General features: G+C 37.9%; 15 protein-coding genes and 2 CRISPR repeat arrays. Of the genes, 3 read left to right on the top strand and 12 right to left on the bottom strand.

The genetic code is table 11. From position 1 onward, the window contains the following. The first annotated feature begins 106 nt into the window (after positions 1-106). On the top strand, positions 107-2,494 hold the full coding sequence (locus tag O3598_RS03480; protein ID WP_287517089.1) for a WYL domain-containing protein: 2,388 nt from the start codon (positions 107-109) through the stop codon (positions 2,492-2,494). A 512-nt stretch (positions 2,495-3,006) separates the two neighbouring features. Further along, positions 3,007-3,621: direct repeats of the CRISPR family, unit length 35 nt; unit sequence GTTTCAATACCGTAAACGGTAAGTACTGTTGCAAC. Between the two features lie 920 nt (positions 3,622-4,541). Next, positions 4,542-6,398, top strand: coding sequence for a hypothetical protein (locus O3598_RS03485; RefSeq protein WP_316598749.1), 1,857 nt, complete (start codon positions 4,542-4,544; stop codon positions 6,396-6,398). 101 nt (positions 6,399-6,499) lie between these two features. Here O3598_RS03485 and O3598_RS03490 read toward each other — a convergent pair whose 3' ends face one another. From O3598_RS03490 to gyrA, 11 genes are all read right to left on the bottom strand, one after another. Beyond that, the gene (locus O3598_RS03490; protein ID WP_316598748.1) at positions 6,500-7,180 is read right to left on the bottom strand and encodes a hypothetical protein; all 681 of its coding nucleotides are present in this window, start codon (positions 7,178-7,180) and stop codon (positions 6,500-6,502) included. A gap of 74 nt (positions 7,181-7,254) precedes the next feature. After that, complete coding sequence (locus O3598_RS03495) at positions 7,255-7,923, bottom strand: hypothetical protein (protein ID WP_316598747.1); 669 nt, start codon at positions 7,921-7,923, stop codon at positions 7,255-7,257. A gap of 268 nt (positions 7,924-8,191) precedes the next feature. Then, a CRISPR array of direct repeats spans positions 8,192-9,603; the repeat unit is 35 nt; unit sequence GTTTCAATACCGTAAACGGTAAGTACTGTTGCAAC. 1,251 nt (positions 9,604-10,854) lie between these two features. Further along, the gene (locus O3598_RS03500) at positions 10,855-11,259 is read right to left on the bottom strand and encodes a hypothetical protein (protein WP_371451783.1); all 405 of its coding nucleotides are present in this window, start codon (positions 11,257-11,259) and stop codon (positions 10,855-10,857) included. 259 nt (positions 11,260-11,518) lie between these two features. Further along, positions 11,519-11,752: a hypothetical protein gene (locus O3598_RS03505; RefSeq protein ID WP_316598745.1), complete on the bottom strand. Its 234-nt coding sequence runs from the start codon at positions 11,750-11,752 to the stop codon at positions 11,519-11,521. A gap of 10 nt (positions 11,753-11,762) precedes the next feature. Further along, positions 11,763-13,157 (bottom strand): nuclease, encoded by a 1,395-nt coding sequence (locus O3598_RS03510; protein ID WP_371451785.1) that lies wholly within the window; start codon positions 13,155-13,157, stop codon positions 11,763-11,765. Positions 13,158-13,766: 609 nt separating this feature from the next. Continuing rightward, the gene (locus O3598_RS03515; RefSeq protein ID WP_371451787.1) at positions 13,767-15,197 is read right to left on the bottom strand and encodes a [FeFe] hydrogenase, group A; all 1,431 of its coding nucleotides are present in this window, start codon (positions 15,195-15,197) and stop codon (positions 13,767-13,769) included. 146 nt (positions 15,198-15,343) lie between these two features. Then, positions 15,344-16,765: an ATP-binding protein gene (locus tag O3598_RS03520; protein WP_371451789.1), complete on the bottom strand. Its 1,422-nt coding sequence runs from the start codon at positions 16,763-16,765 to the stop codon at positions 15,344-15,346. Positions 16,766-17,032: 267 nt separating this feature from the next. Further along, entirely contained in the window at positions 17,033-17,425 is a 393-nt protein-coding gene (locus tag O3598_RS03525; RefSeq protein ID WP_005381651.1) for a hypothetical protein, read from the bottom strand. Between the two features lie 46 nt (positions 17,426-17,471). Continuing rightward, entirely contained in the window at positions 17,472-18,548 is a 1,077-nt protein-coding gene (locus O3598_RS03530; protein ID WP_316709718.1) for a Fic family protein, read from the bottom strand. 593 nt (positions 18,549-19,141) lie between these two features. After that, positions 19,142-19,513: a hypothetical protein gene (locus O3598_RS03535; protein WP_009660658.1), complete on the bottom strand. Its 372-nt coding sequence runs from the start codon at positions 19,511-19,513 to the stop codon at positions 19,142-19,144. 226 nt (positions 19,514-19,739) lie between these two features. Beyond that, the gene (gene gyrA / locus O3598_RS03540) at positions 19,740-22,205 is read right to left on the bottom strand and encodes a DNA gyrase subunit A (RefSeq protein WP_371451791.1); all 2,466 of its coding nucleotides are present in this window, start codon (positions 22,203-22,205) and stop codon (positions 19,740-19,742) included. Positions 22,206-22,611: 406 nt separating this feature from the next. Between gyrA and O3598_RS03545 the strand changes: the two genes are divergently transcribed. Next, positions 22,612-23,853 carry an MFS transporter gene (locus O3598_RS03545; RefSeq protein WP_016476273.1) on the top strand — a complete coding sequence of 414 codons (1,242 nt, stop codon included), beginning with the start codon at positions 22,612-22,614 and terminating at the stop codon, positions 23,851-23,853. 192 nt (positions 23,854-24,045) lie between these two features. Here the strand turns inward: O3598_RS03545 and O3598_RS03550 are convergent, their stop codons facing one another. Further along, positions 24,046-25,050, bottom strand: coding sequence for a virulence RhuM family protein (locus O3598_RS03550; RefSeq protein ID WP_371451793.1), 1,005 nt, complete (start codon positions 25,048-25,050; stop codon positions 24,046-24,048). Between the last annotated feature and the right edge of the window lie 47 nt (positions 25,051-25,097).

Here is a 25,097-nt window from a genome sequence, read left to right on the forward strand (position 1 = left end):
AGTTTTTGCTATTTCATACCTTACATTTTATATTGTATCATGTTATATTCATAATTAAGAAAATAATTTTACAACTGCAAATCACCATTGATAGGGGGATGAAACAATGGCAACGACAACCAACTATATAAATGATTTAGCCAGTATGCGTCAGTTTATCCGCAGCTTAACATTTGGTAATCACAATCGGGGAAAAGCAACGGTTCGGGGTATAAAAGAAAGCCAGCATGATGATGTCATTCGCCGGTTAGATTATTTTGACATAATGCGCCATATTTATACACAACGCATTGGCAAATCATCGATTCATCACTTAGAAAAAGATGATTTTATTGATGGTTACAACTATCTAAATAGTCTATATGAACTCTATGCAGCAGTACCAGAACAGATTTATGTACAATTATGTATTTTATCCTATATTTATAACAACGATATAGCAACAATCACTGAAATATATTCCGGTTTAAATTCGGATATATTCTTAGATAACTATATAGATTTGGTGGAAAAACTCTTTCAAAAAAGAAATAAAAAACAAGACCCACCTGGACTTATTGATCAACAGTACATTCAACGTCAAATCAAAACATTAGAAACACTAGGTGTCTTGGAAAAAACGGAGGATACAAAAGGGTATTCGTACAGTATAAAAAATACAATCATCGATGAATTAACTAAAGCTCAACTAGAAGAGCTAGCCATCGCCGTATTTTTCTATACGAATGTGTCCATTACTGCCGCCGCAGGCTATATCTTACTAAGAAAAATCATGTATTTATTAGAAGGCCTATCGCTAAAAGAGGAACAGGAATCAATTACTAGCGGATTCAATAATAATTATTTTACATTTAAAGATAATAATCCCAATAATGTAATTGATGGCGATATTTTCTACCCATTAGCCGATGCGTTACATCGTAATAAAAAAGTCCGTCTTTCCTTTTACGAGCCGGGCAAACCTCGTGAAATTGTTAGCCCCGTAGAGCTGCAAACATACTATGGAGAAAATAAAAATATCCTGTGTAGTGTCAATAATGGTCTTATGCAACGTAATCGCATTGACCGCATCAAGTCATTAGAAGTGACAAAATATAACGCTACCGATATGTCCACAAGTCAAGAAAATACTACGATATCACATGATACCTGTACCATTCATTTCTTAACATTAGATGGTTATAAAGAAGCATATAGTCAATTTTTACGCCAGTTCAAACACTATCTTACAAATATCTCTGTCACAGATGAGTATATCGAATCACAACTAGTGGCACCGGATTTACTACAATTATTGCCACTACTACGCAGCTATTTACCATACTTACAAATTATAAATACCTCTAAACCAACTATACAAAAGAAATTTTATAATAATATATATGCATCTATTGGAATGGATTTTATAGAGGCAGAAGGCTACAAAAAGAAGAAAAAAATCAATAGATTTCTTCAGCCGTTACAAAAGAAAAAAGAGGATTCTACAAAGGAATCCCTAAAATCAAAGAAAGACCCTGATATCAGTAAAACCTATGTATCCTCTATGCTTAATGATATTAATGCCATTACGTTTACCACACAATATCAATTACAACTAGATTTACTCAATGGTATGTCGTATACACAGCAAGATATTTCCGATATCATCAATCATCGTAGACTACTAACACCGGCCCTCTACAAAAAGGCACTACGTAATGATGATTATGAACATATCTTAGCTGGTGCTCTTATAGAATCAGACGCTCCAGATGAACCTATAACATCAATATTACAAGATTTACCACTTGTCATTCTATCGGATGCAGAGCGTATGTTTTTAAAAGATCTTATCAAAGATACACGTGCTAACTGGCTACTCTCACAAGACCTATGCCAATCACTATCAACGGCACTCGAAACAATAGATACAACATTCCCAACCGGCACATGGAAGCAAATGCCAACCATGACCGATGACACACCGTCCAACATGACGGTCGTAATGCAATGTTTACAAGCGATTCAACAAAATCTACGCATCATCATCCGAGATCAAGAAGTATCTCCATGCCGACTAGAATATTCCGTAGGCAGCAATGGGTATACCCTCATCGCCTATCATCATGTAGACCACACATTTACAACATATCCATTACACGATATCAATACGATTACCATAACCGAAACACCTCGTCTCATGGATATAGATGAGGAGTATATTACATACTGTAACGAATCTAAACAAACGATTATATTTACATTACATGATGCAAATAATGCCGTCGATCGCTGCTTTAACTATTTTAGTAATTACACAATTAAGGCTAAGGAGATTGATTCTGATGAATTCACTATTGAAGTAAAATACCTGCCATTCCAAGAACAGGACATCCTACATCACCTACTTAAACTAGGCTATGCAATCCGCATTATAGACGAATCCCCACTACGCCAACAATTAGATACTATTTATGAAACAGCGATACGCTACGCGCCACAACAAAACGAATAGCCTAGAACATTACTATACCCCAGGCTTGTAACCGTTTTCCCCATTCAGTTTGAGGGGCAACAAATCCTACCATAGAATCACCTTCTTTCTCTAAAAACACAATTATTTTTCTAAACCGATTTTATTTTTAGTCACTATAACACCTCCCTCATCAGACTCATTATCTTAGTAACAATACGCCACATCCATCAGTTATATATGCATTATACGGCTAAACTCTACGCAAACATATTTGACTAACATTAATCATCTAACAATTCACACGCAACAAGGCCTATGGCAAATCCCACGAATTGATACATACAATCACCTACTTTCTCAAATATTTATATATCATTACAATTTCAATACTAATTTTCTATTTCTCTTCATAGATAACCTCATATTTTATAACAACACCAACTACTTACATTCATAGTATAAACTAATAGTGGAAGATTCCTTTATCAAAATAACTAAGACAAAACCCCGAGCAGATCAAATTAATCTACTCGGGGTTTTGTCATATATTCTATTAAATACCGTAAACGGTAAATACTGTTGCAATGGTGGTGGCAACATGGTTAAGTATTCCCAATATGGTGCAGTTTCAATACCGCAAGCGGTAAGTACTGTTGCAACAATCAAATATTTCGAAGAAAACAACAAAGGTCTAGAAAGGTTTCAATACCGTAAACGGTAAGTACTGTTGCAACTACCAGCCAAAGAATTAATGCGTGTATTCTGTGAGTTTCAATACCGTAAACGGTAAGTACTGTTGCAACTGATGTAGCAAAAGAAGTAGATAGCTTCACAAATGAGTTTCAATACCGTAAACGGTAAGTACTGTTGCAACCTTAGAAGTATCAGTCACTCGTGGGTCAACGACCTATGGTTTCAATACCGTAAACGGTAAGTACTGTTGCAACTAATACATATGAATCTGTTGCATCCATTTATCGGAATGGTTTCAATACCGTAAACGGTAAGTACTGTTGCAACGCAAAAAACAGTGCTATCACATTTGAAGAGCATTGTAGTTTCAATACCGTAAACGGTAAGTACTGTTGCAACAATCTTCGGATTTATGGCATGGGCATCTGCATGTGATTGGTTTCAATACCGTAAACGGTAAGTACTGTTGCAACAGCGGGTCCTAGAAAGCCAGTATTCATGGGGCTCAAAATTAGGTTTTAGAAAACCTCACACCGTAAACGGTCAAAACATAATCTCATTCGGTTCACAATACCTACGAACCTAGGTAAATACTGGTAGAAAATGATTTTTCTAAGATTACAGTAATTATAAAGGTTTTCGAGTTTTACGTCAATATGTAGGGAGATTTTCTAAAAGGAACGATTTTTATAAAATACAGGTAATAACTGGGCTTATCGCTATTTTGATAACTTTTATAAGCCAAGAAAACCTATTTCATAACTAGTTTACAAAAAAGACCTACTCGCATCAAATCACACGAATAGGTCTATCGATTCTTATATTCACTTATTACTTTCAAAATTATTCTCCAAAACATGATACCACAACATACAGCACTAATAATCCTAGTATAATTGACATATATAACACCTCCTTTTATTACAGAATGTTAACTAGTCCCGTGTTGCCCGATATATTGTTGTTCCTATTGTTACAGTTGTTGAAAAGACTTCCCACGCAGACACTGTGCTACTAAAACTCCTAATACTGGAAACATATTAACTCCTCCTTTTTAAAACATTATCTAGGCCGACCAAATGTTCCTCCCATTATATTCACCACCTTTCAACAATACTAAAGTTCAAACTATTAATCGTAATATAACCCAAGTCATGAAAATCTTTATATCAATATTACTAGGACAAACCTCTATCTAAATTTTTCATTACTCATTAGCTACATCATGATTATATGCTAACCCATATTATTAACGTACTCAAAAAAACTAAGATACATTCAAATTTGCATAATTATAGTTTCACATAAATAATTTTCTAAATAAATTTTATATGATACTATATAAATTATGAATATTAAATGAATTTATATTGCATAAAGGAAGATATATACTATGAGTACGAATCGATTTAAAAATACAACGTATCCATCACCTATACTATTTGATGGCCTACAAAATGCATCTAAAGAGGAGTTATCCTATTTAATCGCACTTCTCCGTCAACAAACTATGATGAATATTTTCTCAGATAAGTTCAATAGCACGGTAACCACAGGAAAAAAGGCAATCAACTCAGTTATGAGCTTTTTTGGCAAATCGAAGAAAACGAATGAGGAAATCGAACGCCAAGACAAAGATAAGCACCAAGATATAAATGATAAAATTAAAGAAGAAATTCACGTATTACAAAATTATACGCAAGAGCAACTCTATAATCTATTTATTGAGGAAGTCCGCAATGAGTTAGATATACCAGATAGCAGTCTAACTCATTTATCTAATAAAATTATTGAAAGTGCTGCAAAGACAGATAAAACAATACATGAAGATTTAGATGTGAATCAAAAAGCAGATATTATATATCAAAAAACACTTCAATCTATCAAAACAAGTTTAGAGAAACAAAGTGTACAAGAACGAGATGAAATGATTCGTCAGCTAAATGAAGAATTAGATAATCTATCATCTGATCGAAAGGAATTAATTAAACAGTCCTTACAAACTGACCATTTAAGTGGTGAAGTATTACGCAATAGTTTCCTAAAATCTGGAGTTGGTATTGGTTCACTCATCACTGTAGGCAGCACATTTGGTGCTTATATCGCTATTAATACAATTATCCATGCCATATTCACAAGCTTTTTAGGAATTACTCTTCCTTTTGCAGTTTACACTGGAGTTGCTAAAGGAGTCTCCATTATCGCAGGTCCTATTGGCTGGTGTGCATTGGGTGGCTATTCTGTATACTCCCTCATTAAGACCTCTGGTAAATTAACATCTGCCATGATGTCCGTTATTGTATTCATTGCTATGACTATTTATGGTAAAAGTTTCTTAGTCGACGATAATGGTGCACCATTATGGTTTACAAGTGATTCAGCTGAATATCAAGAATATAAAAGTAACCAATATCGAATTAAGCAATTACATGATGAATTAAATGAAGTTACACAAAATTTAGCACGTGCTCGGAAAAAAGCACAAGAAATAGAAGAAGCAAAACAAGCTATTGAAAAAGAACTAAAGCAAGAAAAAGCGAATGCAAATAGTAACAATCAGGCCACTATCGATAATCTAAATAAGAAACTCGAAGAAACCTATCAACAATTAAGCTCTGCATTAGGTGATTGTGAAGAATACGAAAAAGAATATAAAACACAAACGAATGAAATAGATACACTAAATAAACGCAATAAGGAACTAGAAAAAGAAAATATAGTATTACACAAAGAAACACAGTACCTTAAAGACTACAAGGATCTCTTAGAAACGGACAACGAAAAACTAAATCAAAGCATGATAGAAAAAGAAAATAAGTATGTCCAAGAAATCCAAGAACTCAAAGAAGCAATGGTTGAAGACGAGCACGCATATGACAACGATAAGGATCGTTTAAACGAAGGTAAAATTTTACAAAGAAAGTTTGAAGACTTTGAATTAGAGAAACAATTCTTACAAGATTATACTAGCGCTAGTAAATCAGTACGTGACGATATCGATAGAATGCTCATTCGCTTATACAAAATCGATGATCCCACACAAATCGATGCTACTCACAATAGTAAAATAGATGTACTTGGATACCCTGTATACCATATGCAAACGGCAAAAGACTATCGATTATACTATACCTATTCCAAAACAAGTGCCAAACCAATTCATATACTTTGCCACTGCATTAAAGCAAAACAAGATGTGTATTTTAAAAAGCTAAAAAACTCTGAAACTCTAAAACAAAAATTCAGATAATATCCATCAATATATTGTCTTTTAATGGTCAAATACCAAAATTCAATATCGAAATAAACAAAAAGCTGACGATTCATGCAAATTGTCAGCTTTTATACGTATTAATTACTATATATTGTTAAAGATACATTGCCATTATCAAAGGCTATATATTCACCATGTCCAATAGAGAAACAACCTTGGAGTGTATTTTTTGATAGCTCTGATGGTATTCTATTAAATTGGTAGAAATTATAGTAATCAATTAACGATGAACTCTTAATTAATCCAGACTTTTCTAAATGTGCATTATCACCAATAAGGTTAATAACGGTCACAATACCATGATCAAGTTCAACAGATATTCCCAAATTACTATACTTTAATGTTTCACGGCCACGATTATCAACAGGATTACTTGGCACTCCAAGTAAATCTATGACCTCCTGTTTATTCATACCTAAATATACACCATTAACCGATTCATAATGTTGTCGTTGAGGAATCGTACTTAATTGCACCTTTTTGTTTATGATTAACGTCTTATGTTCACCATACCCCATCCACTGCAGATGAATCGCTTTTCTACCTTGAGCCTCCTGAATAATAAAAACACCAGCTCCAGGATATCCTCCTACGAAATCGGCACCATCCACGATAGGACAACCATTGATATATCCGTTAGAAATGGTTAATACTTTATTCCCACTAGTATTATACCAATCACCAACAATTTTATTCGAAGCTCGGATTGTACTGTCTAATGAATTTTGATAGGCATCTACAGCTATCGAAGAGCACATACAAAGAATACTAAAAACTATACCAAATATCCATCTCAATTTACTATTCATATAGATCTCCCCTTATTGCCCTATTATTTTTCCATCATATTATATACGGCTTCCCAAAATTCAGGTGGAAACTCATCATCCTCATCATAACTATAATCCGGTAGGTATAGTTTACTTTCATCATAAAAATCATCACTAGTAGACTTAGACATGTAAGCATAATCCCATATAATGCCCAGCATATCTATTTTGAACTCACCAACCTCAACCATTGCAATGAGGTCCACGTAATATTGAATAATATATCGGCTTGAATTAAAACCATTATCCTCACCACAAAGCACTAGAGCAAGTTCACACAATAGTTTCAAATCATATAAAAAACATTGTTCATCAGTCTTATTATCATATACATCCGAGCTATCATCTTCCATATAAGGACATACAATAAAAAAATCACAATCCCATAAAAAGGTTCTGCTAAGTAAATAATGTCGCCCATCAATTGCAACCTCTAATTCACTTAGGCCACGATATGACTTATCATACATACGCGATTTACATAACGGTGTGAATATTTCTAGAATATTATCACCTAGTTGCTTTTTAATAACTGCTGACGCCATATATTGAGCACTACTAAGTAATGTAATATCTTCTAAATCTATAGACTGAGAAAATATCCTCATAAGTTCACATGCCAAATCCTTATATGTTATCTCATCCATTTCTTCTATAGCATATTTCCACATTCTAACATCTCCCAATTCATATAACCTTCACAGAACAATACTTTATACCAATTATAATAGGAAATGCATTAATAGCCAAATTTAGTTTGTAATACACATAAATAATCCACATATACTAACCAAATATTAGATTCACTAGTTTATTAACATTAGGAAATACCTTCCATTAAATTAGACAATAATAGCCAGTACCACATTTCGTAGTACTGGCTATTTTAATTTATGCCATTAATATTATAAAAATTTGTTTTAGTAATGCTCAACTAGATATCATATACCGTAAGCGGTACGTACTGTTGCAACTGACAATGTTTGATCCATTATGCTTCTTGCTTAAAGAGTTTCAATACCGTAAACGGTAAATACTGTTGCAACGGACTTATACCGCCGTTTGTTTGGCTTTGGTTATGAATGGTTTCAATACCGTAAACGGTAAGTACTGTTGCAACGACGACGTCAAAGAGGCTATCAAAAAGATCTGTGCGTTTCAATACCGTAAACGGTAAGTACTGTTGCAACGAACTTATTAATATATTTTGCAATAGGATATTTTCTTGGGTTTCAATACCGTAAACGGTAAGTACTGTTGCAACTGTGGCACACTTGCGGAAGTACAGGCTTGTGAGATTGAGTTTCAATACCGTAAACGGTAAGTACTGTTGCAACTTTCTGTATGTAAACTGTTTTATGATTGTATACTATTGTTTCAATACCGTAAACGGTAAGTACTGTTGCAACTGTTAAGATTTCCCCTTGGTACGACAACAATTATCGTTTCAATACCGTAAACGGTAAGTACTGTTGCAACTCATATTACACCAGCAGAACGTGTTAAATGGAATAAAGTTTCAATACCGTAAACGGTAAGTACTGTTGCAACATTGAGGCCTACTTCACTAAGTATCTTGGTCTGATCTTAGGTTTCAATACCGTAAACGGTAAGTACTGTTGCAACCATCGTGCATGACTTAAGATATTATGGTATCATTAAGGTTTCAATACCGTAAACGGTAAGTACTGTTGCAACCCTAATTGTAGAATTAGAAGATGGCTCAAAATATTGTTTCAATACCGTAAACGGTAAGTACTGTTGCAACTGGATGGTTGTTAATTATGAAAAAGACTTCAACTGTAGTTTCAATACCGTAAACGGTAAGTACTGTTGCAACTTGAAACTGTAGCATAATACAATTAGGGGTGGATAAACCACGTTTCAATACCGTAAACGGTAAGTACTGTTGCAACTCGACGTAGCCGATTTATCATTGGCAACAGGTTTAGTTTCAATACCGTAAACGGTAAGTACTGTTGCAACTATGGAACGGTCAAATCACCCATAGACAATATGATCAAGTTTCAATACCGTAAACGGTAAGTACTGTTGCAACAGATTGTGCTATTCGAGTTATTTCTAGAGTATTGTTTCAATACCGTAAACGGTAAGTACTGTTGCAACCCAAATACATTTACATCAATAAGAAAGGAGAAATAATATTGTTTCAATACCGTAAACGGTAAGTACTGTTGCAACATAGTAAATATTTTGGTGTCCCTATAGATGCCTAATATAATCAGTTTCAATACCGTAAACGGTAAGTACTGTTGCAACTTTCAAATATAAAAATATTGTTAGCAATATCTTCTTGTTTCAATACCGTAAACGGTAAGTACTGTTGCAACAGCAGTCCTTACAAAGCCAGTATTCATGGGGCTTAAAATTAGGTTTTGGAAAACCTCACACCGTAAACGGTCAAAACGCGCTCCCATTTGGTCCACAAGGCCTATGGATATAGGTAAATACTGTAAGAAAATGATTTTTCTAAGGATACAGTAATTATAAGGGTTTTCTGAAATCACGTCAATATGAGGGTAGGTTTTCCAAAAAGTCTATTTTTCAAAAAATGCAGATAATAACTAGGTTTATATCCATTTTTATCTATTTCAGCGTAGTAGAAAAGCTTTTCTCTCTCGATTTTATACAGAAAAAGACCTATCCATATGACATCATACGAATAGATCTATCGATTCTTATATTTACTTATTACTTTCAAAATTATACCTCAACACATACATGAACTAACCCAAGATTGACTGATGACAACATATATAACACCTCCTTTTATTACAGAGTTTAAACTAGTCCCGTGTCGCCCGATATATTGTTGTTCCTACAGTTACAGTTGTTGAAAAGACTTCCCATGCAGACGCAGCTGCTAAAAATCCTAATACTGGTAACATATCGATTCCTCCTTATACTAAACTAATCATTACATTTACTTGTATACTAATCATCTAATAACATACAAACAGCTAAGCCTACGCCAAAACCTACAAATTGAACCATCTAATCACCTACTTTCTTGTATAAACAAACCGCAATTAGTCCCGAGACCGTACAGCTTGATATACTGATACACCAAATGTTACGCCTTCTGCGAAAGCTCCCCATGCAACAGCACCTAATAATGGAAACATACTAATTCCTCCTTTTAACAAAATACTATAAGTACTAATCTAAGTATAACCCTAAAGCTGGAAATCTCTGTATCAAAATTACTAGGACGTATCCTCTGTCTAGATTTCCATAACTCATTGGCTACATCTTAAGTATATACAATAAATAACTATGAATATATTCAGAAAAACTAAGAAACAAAAAACAAACTCAAATAAAGCCCCTGTGTGAACAGGAGCTAAATTGCCTTGTAAGGTATATACTAATGTTTCTTCTATCGCCTTCATAGATGACTCGCATTAAGCTACCTTCATAAGGAATATTAAATTTTTTATCTAATTCTTTGGCTTGCCATAGTAATGACGGATTAATGTTTTCTTTGTCTTTTACTGATAGTTTATCACTGCGAATAGTTTCTTTCACATCGGTGATAGTTAAGTCTCTAAATTGAAATAACGTTTCTAGAGTAGAACACTCTACTTTATCTTTTGCAGAATCCCACGCTCGAAGTAGTCCCCTCTCAAAGTAAGGTCGTTGCGGAATGGAATTTGTTGACGAAAATCCTCTTTGATTTCTTCTATCGTGCGAAACTGTTTATCCTTGTCTATGAAGCTCCGTCCGTCCACTATGTAGTTCCAATTGAGTTGGTTCCAATCTACTACCTTGGCGTTGAACTCCTTCTCTGCTACTTCTGCTAGGCATATCCGTGCCACGCATATTGCTACCTTCATCTGCATGCTCCCTAGAAAGAAGTGCTTCGTTTTGTTGAGTGGATAAAACTGGTTCATGTAGTCTACCACTTGTAGTGCCATCTTTCTCCACTCGTCCTTCGGACATTTCATTTCCGTTAGTATCTCGTTGACTAAAGTTTCGATATCCATTAATTTTCTCCTTAATATAATCCACTCTTGAACTAGCAAAATTAATTACCTATTTTTACAACTAGCGTTGTTTAATTAGTCCCTTAATACCGCACGAATTAACTCAAGCTGGAAAACATTTCTACATTTCAATAGTACAAGTAGTAATTACTGTTATAACATAAAGAAACAACTTGCCATCAATAATTTAACTCTTTTTCTATTCATCTTGCTTTTAAGAAATCAATAAATGTCTAGATATTCAATCATTTATATATTTTTAAAAAAAATCTCCACTATCACTATTATAACCTGGAAGCTCTACTATTTCACTAATTTCACTAGCGTACAATTCGTAACTACCAACATATATCGAGGCCTCATCGGGCTCATTATTTACACCAGAAACAAAAGAGTCCAACTTACCTATTAATGACTCTCCATCAATAAATCTAACCTCTACATATGTTGATTGTATTTCATGATAACGATTATATAGCTCTTCCTCTGTCATAATGTCACCTCTATTTTAGCACCCCTTTACGCACAATGTCCCATTCTACTTTTTCTATCTCCTGCGTTAATTCTTCATTCAATTCACGTATTAAGGATATAAATTCTGTCCGCTTAGCCGCATCATTCCAATCGATTAGTATCTTGTTTAATTTAAATTGCAAAAGAGTATTTTCATATTGTTTGCATAACTTGCCCTTAGACCAGACCTTCCCTTTGTTAGCCTCATTACCATATAACTTATTGATATCCGCCAATATAAGAGAAATTTTCTCTGATGATGATATGAGATCATTTATGTAGTTATACACACGAGTTTTATATGAGCAGGTATTGTTTTCACCATTATCCTCTTTACCCTTTTCCCACCACGTATAGTAACGTAAACTCAAAACTGGGCCTTCTTTAATTTTATCAATACGCCAAAACATATATGGTTTAACGGTTAAATTGTCCTCATTTGTATTTTGAAAGCCCCAATAATCGGCATCAACAGTTCGGTCTAGAGAACGTGTCCAAAAATGCATCAAAGACCAAGGGGTACCAAAGCTGCTGCCATACTGAATCGTGTGAGTTTGAGACGCATCGTCTATGCGACCATATACATATGAATCGTCAATATTCTCAACGTGTTGTTTCAAGTTGGCCATAAATGGTGCTTCATGATTTGGCTGATTAAATACAGTCTGCAAAAATCTCCGTTGGGCAATCGCAGTATCTTGAATATTAAAACGTATATGCCCATCAATATCCTCATAGTGTTCCCAAAAACAGCTATGCTCTATAGTGGTCCTAATTTTAGAACCCAAATAGTCTACAAAACTCATTAAAATTGGATTATTCCACTCACGACAAGATAATAACAAGGACAAAAACTCTGGCCCATCCATATAGGTATTAACCTTTGGATCCTTCTCCAGTTCTCGAACCGTATGCCAGTCATCATCATTGAACCAATCCGTCTTCAAATACGCAGTATGAATCGTATACTTTGACAAATCCAATTCTCCCGGTTCATCTCGTAATGCCCATCGAATACTATTCACCGCGCCCCAGCAAGCAGTCCCATCACGTTTTTGCTGTTGTTCCTTTTTCTCCTCTGAAAGATGTTGATATATATCCAATCCATTGTATTGATTTGATTCAAATGTTTTTGAAAGCAAGTATTTATACCGATTGATCTGATTACCGTGCTCCTGTGATGATGTTTTATCTTCAATAATTAAAGCTACTTGTAATTCTGGAACCAATACAAGCACATCAATATTAAGTAACTGCCTAAAAATATATATCTGGTTAACACCAGATACATCATAGCCCCCGTTCAACAAACGAGATAAAAATCGAGCTCCAAACTGGCGTCCGCTTGCATTATCGTCGCGAACAGGCATATTAATCCAATTCAAACACTAACAAATAAAAGCATCCTGCGACAACTCATTCGTTGCAAAACTAAAAATATTATTCTCCACAATCCGTTCGTCAATCATAGCTCTTAATCCCCTTACTAACCTCTACACTGACCAAACCTTGTATATACAACTCAGTCCATTCAAAATAACAATACCATTCTTAAGACAAGTATACAATCACAAACGTGTAAATTCCGTACCATATAAATGCAAAACTATGCCCTAACATCACCTAAACCACAAACGTAAATAAAGAAAGACCCTATCGGCCCCTCAAAACGACTTCGGGCTCCGCGTAGCGCAGTAGCGTGCCGGCTTTTCTCTCTCCTCCAGAAACAATGCCACTACATTACCTCCATACAAACGTACATAGAGAAAGCCCCCATCTGTTCCAAAACCGACTTTGGCCCTGCGAAGGCCGCAGGCCGGAGTCAGACCCGGCCGGTGGAGGATTTTTTCTCTTCACCAAAACAATGCCCTAACATCACCTAAACCACAAACGTAAATAGAGAAAGACCCTATCGGCTCCTCAAAACGACTTCGGGCTCCGCGTAAGCGCAGTAGCGTGTCGGCTTTGAGGGGCTGATAGGGTCTTAGCTCTAACTACCCTTTGTACTTAGGTGATGTAGGGCATGTTTCAGGCACCACGTCTTTGCGGTCCCCTAGTTGTGCACTACGGTCTGTATAGTGTGTATGAAGTAGTTCGTGTGCTTTATGTCCTAATGGTTCGCCCAAGAAGTTTTTGTATAGGTCTTGGATTTCTGGGTTTTCATAGGATGCCACGTATTTGTATTCTTCATCAGCTTTATAAAGTCCGCCAATACGGGCTTCTTTTGTTTTCACAGCTTGTGGTAATTTAGTACGTGGTTGACCACCACCACCAATACAACCACCTGGGCATGCCATAACTTCGATGAAGTCATAGTGTTTGCCACTTTCTTTCAACGTGTTAAGAAAATCACGAGTATTTTTGCCACCGTGTACAACAGCAACGGACAATGTTACGTCATCGCCAAGTTGTACAGTCGCTTCTTTAACACCATTCATACCACGAACATCTTCGAGGTGAGTCAACGCATATGGAGGTGGTTCCTTATCTGTGATGAGCTTATACGCCGTACGCATAGCTGCTTCCATAACGCCGCCCGTATTACCGAAAATGATAGATGCACCAGTTTCCATGCCGATTAAATCATCGAACTTAGAGTCTTCTAAGCTGCCAAAATCAACACCTTCGTCATTGAGCCAGCGAATGAATTCGCGCGTCGTAATGGAAATATCCGTATCCATGCCGAGGCTTTCATCATCGTAATAACGAGCCGCCGCGTTTTCCTCAACCCGCTTAGTTTCGGCCTTCTTCGCCGTACAAGGGTTAACGCTGACAGACACGATATTTGCAGGATTAATACCCTTTTTCTCAGCAAAGTACGTCTTGATCATGGCCGCTTCCATGGCGATGCAAGAACGGGTGCTGGATAAGTTCGGAATGAGTTCAGGGAAATAGATTTCCGCAAAGCGCACCCATGCAGGGCAACAGGATGTGAATTGAGGGATGGTACCGCCATTCTTTAGGCGATCCACAAGCTCAGATGCTTCTTCCATAATGGTCAAATCCGCACCAAAGTTCGTATCGACCACATAATTAGCACCCAATTTACGAAGGGCGCTAACCATTTTTCCTTCTAAGAATGTGCCTGGTTCGTAGCCAAAGCCTTCGCCGATAGCCACGCGCACAGCCGGAGCCGTTTGGATAACAACAATCTTGTCAAGGTCAGCAATAGCCGCTTTCACCTTATCAAGCTCAGATTTCGCATGCATGGAATCGAATGGACAGGCAGCCGCACATTGACCACAGTGGATGCACATTGGCACATCACCGGTTGATTCAAGATCGTAATAATCGAGCACGCTCATCACATCGGCGCAAGCGCGACGGCACAAGGTGCAATTCTTACACTTCGAAATATCGTGGTAAATGGACGGGTTGTCGAGCGCGATTGGCACGCGTTTGTCGATAAATTCAAATTGGGACATGAGGACCTCCTCGTTCTGTATAATCATACCTATTGTGAAAGTTTTAATTTCTCCTATATTACTAGCATAACAAATAAGGAGGCCATCAATCAACGTACTAGGCTAGTAGGAATTGAAAGATTATTGGACTTCATAAACAGGAAAATTTAAAGTTCATACATCATCGGTACATCGATGAGCTCTACCCGTTCATCGTCTGAGACAAATCCAAACCCTCGTTTGCTAAATAGCCAATAGTATGGTTCACCGTGTAATACACGGGCTTTTTCCATGAGTGATCCCAGCACATCTTGGCCAATCGGTTCATTTTTCCATTTGCACTCGCCCACTAATAAATGACGTACAGGCCGTGCATTGGGATCTGCTTGTATGTCCGCCATGGCCACTACATCGATTTCAACTTGCTTTTTCGTTGCACTATCCGTGCCCCACCAATGACCTATTTGTTGTGGCAAGAACGGAACTGAGCCTCGGTGAATGCGCGCCTGTACATATTGTGCTGCCATCGTTTCAAATACGAGTCCCATGAAATGTGAAAGCATAGGTTTAACGTATTGATGGTATACAAGTTTGCCATTAAAGTTTTCAATGGCCCCTTGGTTCGGTTCTACAAAACGATACCAAAAGGTATACATAGAATCTTTAATGGTATAAATACTTTTATTAGACTTAGATCCAACAGGATGTATTTTTTCGATGATCTGTAAATCAATAAGGCTTTTTAGATAATTATTCAATGCCCCCGTCGTCATATCTACCTTAGTAGCAATTTCGTTATTACGGCTGGCTCCCTTAGCGATAGCACTGAGGATGGCATTATACTGACGCGGCTCTCGTAATTCCTGCTTTAACAGACTCGACGGTTCATCCACAAGACGTCCTGTAGGTGTGAAAAACAAGGAAATAATGCTTTCATCAAGAGAATCACCATCCCTAAAATATGATAAATATTCAGCCACACCACCAGTAAGGCCAAAGGCGATAGCACTATCCTCATAGGAAAGATGGGATACCATTTGACGGGCCTCGATATACGTAAATGGTTTAATTTTATACTGCGCCGTGCGGCGACCATACAAAGGGCTCTTATGGCCTAGCACCTGATTTTCCATAAAACTCATGGACGAACCGCACAAGATGAGCATTAACTGAGATCGATTTTTATATGCATCAATCAAGGCCTGCAGCTCAGACGAAACGGACGGAATCGACTCCGCCAAGTACGGATATTCATCGATAATAAATATACAACGATGGTCTAAGCTATACTCAAATAAATGGGTCAACGCCGCCGTGATCGTTGGAAAATTCGGTAACGTGGACTGTAATTTACCGGTTTCAATCATCCCCGTTGCACGATATACAGCTTGTGAAAGCGCCTCTAAATTGTTACTCGCACCAGATTCGAGGCCCACCATATACGCGCCATCATGAGACGCCAAAAAGTGGTGCAACAAATACGTCTTACCCACGCGACGGCGTCCATACACAATAGCCAATTCAAAACGTTTTGAATTATATTGCACTTCCAGAGAAGCTAATTCATGTTCACGGCCTACAAATACCATATCGCACCTCCTCGTTAATCTAAATTACGCTATGCAACAAATATCCTATCTATATCTTCTTTAGTATAACACGATATAGTATATTACGATATACTATATTACGTTATACTAAATTACAAAACAAGATACAGTCCTCATCATACCAGTGATTATCTAGTGTTATAAGGATTTTCACCCACACGTTTTGTCCTATAACTCAAACTCATACTCTGCATATAAACACAAAAAAGCAGCTCTTTCGAGCTGCTTTGTCGTATAAGGTGTATATTATTTTTTACCTTGTTTTGCTTGTTGAGGCCATAAGAAGTTGTAAACTGCTTCGGATGGGGAACCAGCAACAACTGGACGGTCTTTGCCATCAACTTTATCTTCCCGTTCTGCGTAACCTTGTGGGTTATACAATACAACTTTTTGGTCTTTTACAGTTTTCTTTTTGTGGTTGAATTCTTCAGTTGCGATGAAATGATAACCTTCAGAATCTTGAGCTTTGATCATAACAGTTGCAGTTTTATCGCTTTTTTGAACGCTATCTTGATCGATAGACCAAGTGATACCTGCACTATCTTGACCAAATACTTGCCAGTTAACAGCACTAGCAGAACCAAAACCGAATGCGCAAATTGCAGCAGCAGCTAAACATGTACCTAGTAATTTTTTCATATATTTCACCTCGTATAAAATCAAATTTAATTTATTATACCATATATTAAATGTATTTTGCGTGAAAGCTAATTTTTTGCGATACTTTTACGTAAAATGTACTTCGTCCTACACCATGACGCTCAATAAAGCCCTCTTCTACAAGTTCTTTTAATGCTTTTTCAACAGTAGATACAGCTATATCTGGTTGTTTCTCAAGAATTCCAGATTTTGTAACCTTGCCAATAGTGGCACTAATTATGATTTTTATACGATCCTTTGCAGATAACGACATAGTCAGCAATTCAATACGGCTTTCAAAATCACGATAGGCCGCCAAAATAACGCGAAGCATATATTTGACAAAAGGGACTACATCCTCATCGCCTGTGTGCCAACCTGCGCCGGATTGAGCTAACACCGCATAATAACTGTCCTTTGTACGCTCGATTTTTTGCTCTAAACTAATGAACTTACCTATCATGTACCCATTTTGGTACAAGAGCAACGTCGTCAGCAATCGGCTCATACGCCCATTGCCGTCATTGAAAGGATGAATACACAAAAAATCGTGTATAAATACAGGAATCACAAGCAATGGATCCACCGATTTATCTTGGAGAACCGCATTAACACCTTGGCAAATCTCATCAATAGCAGCCGGCGTTTCATATGGTGCCAAGGGCTTAAAGCGCTCCACCTCAGAACCATCTGCAAGCCGTTCAATTATCGAATTCTGCACATTCTTAAACTGTCCGCCAATCCCCTTGTGGGAATACGCATACAAATCGCGATGCAACTGCAGTACAATGTGCCTTGTCAAATCGATATACTCGTAATTTTCATGCACCGTATTCAACACATCGCGATACCCCATAATCTCTTCCTCATCCCGATTACGAGGCATCGTCTTATCCGCCACCAACGACCGAATACGAGCCTTCGTCGTCACAATCCCTTCAATCCGGTTCGACGACTCCACACTCTGCACCTTCGCAATCTCCACAAGCCGCGCCACACTACTAGGCCGCTGCGATACAAACAAATCCTGCCGCCCCTTATACTCGTGAATCTGAGACACCAACGACACAACCTCACCATCCCACAGACACTCTCCGAGCCGCCGATAATCAAAACTACGCATACCACACCACCTTTCCCCTATACGACTATTTCTCCCCTAATTTTAATACAATTTAGGCGATAAATAAATAAAAATATATCTTCCTTCTCCGGCCCTTTGTGGAAAATAATTTTGTAGATAAAAAGAACTCAATTCTCTGAATTTGTATAAATGATAGATGCAAAATGGGATTGATGGGGCCGAAAAAACGACTTTACCCTCACTGTGGATTTCGATTCTCGAAATCTTACGTTCAGGACTAAGTGATGTGTGGCTCCCATGCGTCGCTCCGCTCCTCTGTTAGCTCACACCCTACTTATGTCCCTGCGAAGGCCATAGGCCGGAGTCAGACCCGGCCGGTGGAGGCTTTTTCTCCCTTCTCCGGCCCTTTGGGAAAAATAAAATTCTAAGGAATAAAAAATGCTTATGTTTCTGATTTTGTATTCATAATATAGAAAAGGAATGGTAGGGAATCGAAAACCGACTTTGGCCCTGCGAAGACCGCAGGCCGGAGTCAGACCCGGCCGGTGGAGGTTTTCGATCCCTACCATTCCTATCACACTATATACGAATACTAATATTCAGAAACATAAGCATACAAATTTAATTAAATTTTATTTTCCCCAAAGGGCCTGCATTACTTCTGCTCCTATTGTATCTTTCTCAATTTTCACAGGTTTTTGTTTTTCATTGCTACTCAACAACGGTACACCAGATTGGCTATACACAGTAGCGTTAACTTCTGTCCAAGTGCTATCTGGGCGATTGATTTCAACAGTGTAGATATAGGTATAACCTTCTACATTGTTGGCTTTCACCAAAATACGTGCCATAGAATCTGTTTTAAACACAGATGAGTTATCGATAAACCACGCGGAATCGTCTGTGTCCGCATCAACGTAGTACCAATCAGCAGCATTGGCTACGCCAAAACCACCGAAAAATATACATCCTGCTGCCATGATGGCAGCTAACCATTTTTTCATCATTCTCTCCTATTCAATCCTTTATTCATTCAACTATATATGGGCATGATTGTGGTTTGGTCTCTACAGAACGTCAGGGCCTAATAAATAAAGCAACTGCTCGTCCTGTATAACACGAGTGGCGACCACTTAGGTGATCGCCAATTGTGCATATCTATGTTAGATATAGTATATTTTCGTTGCTTTGCATATAGAATACAAACAAATCTATATGACATATACGATATTAGTCTTCGCTTTCGATTTCAGATGCAGGGATTACAGCAATGCTTGCTACCTTATCACCTTCGTCGAGGTTTTGTGTTTTCACACCAGAAATGGCTTTGCCTTTTTTCACAGCAATATCATTCATGTTAAAGCGAATGATTTTACCTTGTTCGGAAATGAGCATCACTTCGTCATCATTGTGAACGACTTCAACGGCTACTACATCGCCAGTTTTATCGTTAATGCGGAAGTTCTTTGTACCGATGCCGCCGCGTTTTTGTACATTGTACGCATCCGCTTCGTTGCGTTTACCATACCCCTCTTCGGAAATAGTAAACACTTGTGCTTCGCTTTCATCAGACTCAAGAACACCAGCGCCTACAACAACGTCGCCTGTTTTCAATTTGATACCACGAACGCCATGAGCCGCACGTTTCATGAGACGAACGTCCTCTTCGTTGCAACGGATGGCCATGCCAAGTTTCGTACCGATTAGGATATCTTGGTTGCCTGTGGTTACGATTACAGAAATCAAGCGGTCCCCATCGTCAAGGTTAATCGCATTGAGGCCAGAACGACGGATGTTGCGGTATTCTTCGATAGCCGTGCGTTTTACAACACCGAATTCAGTAACCATGAATAAGTTTACATTTTCATGGATGCGTTCAAGGTCGATCATAGTCGTAACGGATTCGCCCACAGCCAGTGGCAATACGTTGACCATAGCGGTACCACGAGAGTTACGGGAACCTGCTTCTGGCACTTCGTACGCTTTGAGGCGGTATGTACGGCCAGTGGACGTAAAGAACAACAATGTATTATGCGTGCGAACATGCATAATTTGCGTTACGTAGTCGTCTTCCTTCGTCTTCATGCCAATAACGCCAGCGCCACCTTTATGTTGATTGCGATATACGTTGGCATTCATGCGTTTGATGTAACCTTGTTTAGTCAAGGTAATAACCATCTCTTCGTCAGCGATGAGGTCCTCTACATCAAGGTCGGACGTGTCGATTGTGATTTCACTGCGACGAGGGTCGCCGTATTTTTTCTTCATATCTTCCAATTCGTCTTTGATGATTTGACGTTGACGCGCTTCGCTAGCCAAGATAGCTTTCAAATCTTCGATCAATGCCAACAATTCCTTGTATTCTTCTTCGATTTTTTCGCGTTCCAAGCCTGTTAAACGGCGTAAACGCATGTCGAGGATGGCTACTGCTTGTTTTTCTGAAAGCCCGAATTTTTGCATCAATGCGTTACGTGCAATTTCGTCAGTTTGGGAACTGCGGATTGTAGCGATAACTTCATCGATGTGGTCGAGGGCAATCAACAAGCCTTCCAAGATGTGAGCACGCGCTTCGGCTTTGTTAAGCTCGAATTGAGTGCGGCGTACGATTACATTGAGACGATGATCTAAGTAGTAACCCAATACTTCTTTCAAATTCAATACGCGAGGATGACCGTCTACGAGGGCCAACATAATCACGCCGAAAGATTCTTGAAGTTGAGTGTGTTTATATAATTTGTTAAGAACGATATCTGGTTGCACGTCAGCGCGCAATTCGATAACGATGCGCATACCTTGACGGTCAGATTCGTCGCGAAGTGCTGTGATACCATCGATGACCTTATCGCGGCTCAAGTTCGCAATCGTTTCGATAACGCGAGCCTTGTTAACTTGGTATGGAATCTCAGTCACTACGATTTTATGCTTGCCCTTCGCCATTTCTTCAATGGTTGCACGAGCGCGCATTTTTACGCTGCCACGACCTGTGGAGTACGCTTTTTTAATGCCTTCCCGGCCCAAAATGAGCGCCCCAGTCGGGAAGTCTGGACCTTTAATTTTCGTCATCAATTCGTCCACAGTCACATCTGGATTATCGATGAGCATTTCAAGGCCATTACAAACCTCGTTAAGGTTATGCGGCGGAATATTTGTCGCCATCCCTACGGCGATACCGCTGGAACCATTGATGAGAAGATTTGGGATCTTCGCTGGCAATACGGTCGGTTCTTGCAAGCTTTCATCATAGTTCGGCATGAAATCAACAGTTTCCTTGTCGATATCAGCGAGCATTTCTTGCGTAATTTTCGCCATACGTACTTCGGTATAACGCATCGCCGCGGCACTATCGCCGTCGATGGAACCAAAGTTACCGTGGCCGTCTACCAAGAGGTAGCGCGTATTGAAATCCTGCGCTAAACGAACCGTTGCGTCATAAACGGAACTATCACCATGTGGATGATATTTACCGAGTACGTCACCGACGATACGAGCGGATTTCTTGTACGGTTTATTTGGCGTCATGCCTGTTTCGTGCATCGCGTACAAAATACGACGATGTACTGGTTTCAAGCCATCGCGCACATCTGGAAGAGCACGCATTACGATTACGGACATCGCATAATCGATATAGGCGTTCTTCATTTCTTTATCAATCTGAACGGGATGAATATTCCCATGGGACCATTGTTGGTCTGCCACAATCTCACCTCATTTTACTAACACTGATTACAATTCATCATATTATTATAGCATTTTTGTGGGTTTAGCGCTATTGTTATAAGGATTTTTAGTGAAAGCCTACTTTAATTCTTACAGATTTTATTTCACATATATATATTTAGGGATTATAATCCCAATTCCACACAATTTTAATAAGTTTAAGGATTACAATCCCAATTCACCAATATTTTTATCCGTTTAGGGATTATAATCCCTAAACACAATTATGAATATAAATCTAATATCCGACTATGAATTGAATACCTGCACTATAGTAATTACCTATTTAAAAATCTATCTATCCTTGTTACAATAATTTTGTTTTTATTCATTATTCTATATTCTATGGACTTTTATAAATAGAATGTACAGAGAGGAGTTACATATGGATAATCAGAATTCAAAATTTCACTTACCCAAAATTCCAGCCATTATCTGGATACAATTATTACTACTAGCTATAGGTTATGCCTTCTATTCTGCTAACCGTCTATCCTTTAGCGTAGGCTTAAAGGCCATCGCAGCTCAATTAGCATTAACACCTATTGAAGTAGGTACCATTGGTACTATATTTACACTCGGACAAGCCATCATCGATATTCCTGCAGGTTATCTAGCAGATAGATTTGGGCGCAAACGATTACTCGTATCTAGTATGATTTTCTTAGGTGTTATGACAGCAATCGTTACAAAAGCATCTGATGCTATTCAAGTAGGTTTAGCCCGTACCATCTTTGGCATGGCTGAAGGCATATGGAATATCGTTATGTACTCTGTTGCTGGCTCTATCTTCCCTGCTGCACGAGCCATGCTCAATGGTCTCATGATGACCTTCTACTCTATTGGTGCTTATGTTGGACCTACGTATTACGGCTATAGTCTATCCTTAACTGGAGACTGGACACAAGGCCTACTCAATATGGGTATTGTTACAGCCCTGTTCGGTGCATTACTCTACTTTGGGTTCCGTAAAAAATACACTGATAGCTCTACAGATGTTAAAGGTATGCATCTTATCGAAGCAGTAAAGACAGTTGGTACTAACAAAATTGTATGGCTCGCTGTTCTAATCCAAATCTTAAACATTGTACCTTATTGGGGCTTTGCTTCTATGGGACCTTATTTGTTCATGACCTTTAAAGGCTTTAGCGCCGCAGAAGCAGGCCAATTCTTTGGCATGGTATACGGTATTGGTGGCCTTTCCGGCGTTATCCTAGGTTTCTTCGCCGATAAATTTGGTCGTAAACCAACTATCGTGGCACTAGCTTTACTAAATACCATCTGCGGTATTCTAATATTCCACTTCATCCCTAAAGCATCCATATTACTATATATCGTTGGTGCTATTATGGGTATCGGTCTTCATGCCATTTATGTACTTGGATATACCATCGCACAAGATGGTGTTAGCCATAAACAAATTGGTCTTGCTACAGGTCTTGTAGGCGCTTCTAGTTATTTCCTCTCTTTCTTCTCAGGTCCATTCATGGGTTGGCTCACGAGCACATGGGGCCATATGATTGCGCTAGACATCGTCGTTGTTGCCTTTGAAGCTGTACTCGTAGTGGTAGCAATCATTATGAAAGAAACACAAAAGAAACACACTACAACCATTGAAGAAAAATAAACTTCATATAGAAGTCTCAATACATATAAAGGACGTGTAAATCAAATTGATTTACACGTCCTTTTATTATATGCTCATCTAACTATACTTACACATACTGATTAAGACTTTCACTCTTTTAATAATTCACTACGGTCACAGGATCATTATTTCGATATTTGCGACCTATATGGAGGATATTCTCGTTCATTGTTAACTATGTTCTTTTACAAACTTATCAAAATCAGAAATTACCTTCTGATGCGTATTAAACACTTTATATTCACTAACAGCTTTCTTTTGAGCCTGTGTCATAGAAATATTACCCTTGTTTGTTAGGATATGATACTCATTAAAGTCTAAAAACTTATCAACACTTTCAATAAAGGCTTTCATAGTAAATGTTTCACGTCGTTCGATAATACGCTCTATATAATCAAAAAACGAAGATATAGTTCGCTCTAGTTGTTCAATTTCTTCAACAGATAAATAATTTTTTGCTACGATTACATCCTTCTTATAAATCCGTCCTTCAGGCCCAGATTCCCAAGTAGTCAACCCCATATGATCCTTTGTAGCATCCGCATGACTATGAATGATTTCTGCAGCAGTTTGACCAGTTATAGCATAATGAAACTTATTTTGTATAGTTCCAAAAAACGCTCTAGTTATAGGTGATTGTGCATCATAATCGATTGCACACGCTGCAAATATATCTGTCACTTGTTGATATATACGACGTTCACTAGCACGAATTGAACGGACTCTTCGTAGCAACTCTTTAAAATAATCTTGGCCAAATGCGCGTCCATTTTTTAGCATATCATCATCAAGGGCAAAACCCTTTATAATATATTCACGCAATACGCCCGTAGCCCATATACGGAATTGAGTTGCTTTTTTACTGTTTACACGATACCCTACCGCAATGATGGCATCGAGATTATAAAAATCCGTAAGCCTCTTTACAGTACGTAAGCCTTCTATTTGAACTTGTTCCATTTTGGAACAAGTTCCAATTTTTTCTAACTCTCCTTCAGCATAAATATTGCTTAAATGCTTTGATATAGCTTGTGGATTAACATCAAATAATTTCGACATATCCTTTTGAGTCATCCAGAATGTTTCATCTTTATATAACACATTGGTGGAAACAGACTCATTCTCTGCTTGATATACAATAACATTTCCGGTAATTGCATTTTCTAAAGATATCATATAATTCCCTCCGAGCATTATACTTAGCCTTAGTTATATCCTATTCT

Origin of the sequence: Veillonella atypica, from assembly GCF_041431435.1 — a bacterium.
Classification (GTDB): domain Bacteria; phylum Bacillota; class Negativicutes; order Veillonellales; family Veillonellaceae; genus Veillonella; species Veillonella atypica.

What these genes read in the sequence shown, in the direction of transcription:
- O3598_RS03480 (WP_287517089.1), top strand. Translation starts at nt 107, where the DNA reads ATGGCAACGACAACCAACTATATAAATGATTTAGCCAGTATGCGTCAG.
- O3598_RS03485 (WP_316598749.1), top strand. Translation starts at nt 4,542, where the DNA reads ATGAGTACGAATCGATTTAAAAATACAACGTATCCATCACCTATACTA.
- O3598_RS03490 (WP_316598748.1), bottom strand. Translation starts at nt 7,180, where the DNA reads ATGTGCTCTTCGATAGCTGTAGATGCCTATCAAAATTCATTAGACAGT.
- O3598_RS03495 (WP_316598747.1), bottom strand. Translation starts at nt 7,923, where the DNA reads ATGTGGAAATATGCTATAGAAGAAATGGATGAGATAACATATAAGGAT.
- O3598_RS03500 (WP_371451783.1), bottom strand. Translation starts at nt 11,259, where the DNA reads ATGGATATCGAAACTTTAGTCAACGAGATACTAACGGAAATGAAATGT.
- O3598_RS03505 (WP_316598745.1), bottom strand. Translation starts at nt 11,752, where the DNA reads ATGACAGAGGAAGAGCTATATAATCGTTATCATGAAATACAATCAACA.
- O3598_RS03515 (WP_371451787.1), bottom strand. Translation starts at nt 15,197, where the DNA reads ATGTCCCAATTTGAATTTATCGACAAACGCGTGCCAATCGCGCTCGAC.
- O3598_RS03520 (WP_371451789.1), bottom strand. Translation starts at nt 16,765, where the DNA reads ATGGTATTTGTAGGCCGTGAACATGAATTAGCTTCTCTGGAAGTGCAA.
- O3598_RS03525 (WP_005381651.1), bottom strand. Translation starts at nt 17,425, where the DNA reads ATGAAAAAATTACTAGGTACATGTTTAGCTGCTGCTGCAATTTGCGCA.
- O3598_RS03530 (WP_316709718.1), bottom strand. Translation starts at nt 18,548, where the DNA reads ATGCGTAGTTTTGATTATCGGCGGCTCGGAGAGTGTCTGTGGGATGGT.
- O3598_RS03535 (WP_009660658.1), bottom strand. Translation starts at nt 19,513, where the DNA reads ATGAAAAAATGGTTAGCTGCCATCATGGCAGCAGGATGTATATTTTTC.
- O3598_RS03545 (WP_016476273.1), top strand. Translation starts at nt 22,612, where the DNA reads ATGGATAATCAGAATTCAAAATTTCACTTACCCAAAATTCCAGCCATT.
- O3598_RS03550 (WP_371451793.1), bottom strand. Translation starts at nt 25,050, where the DNA reads ATGATATCTTTAGAAAATGCAATTACCGGAAATGTTATTGTATATCAA.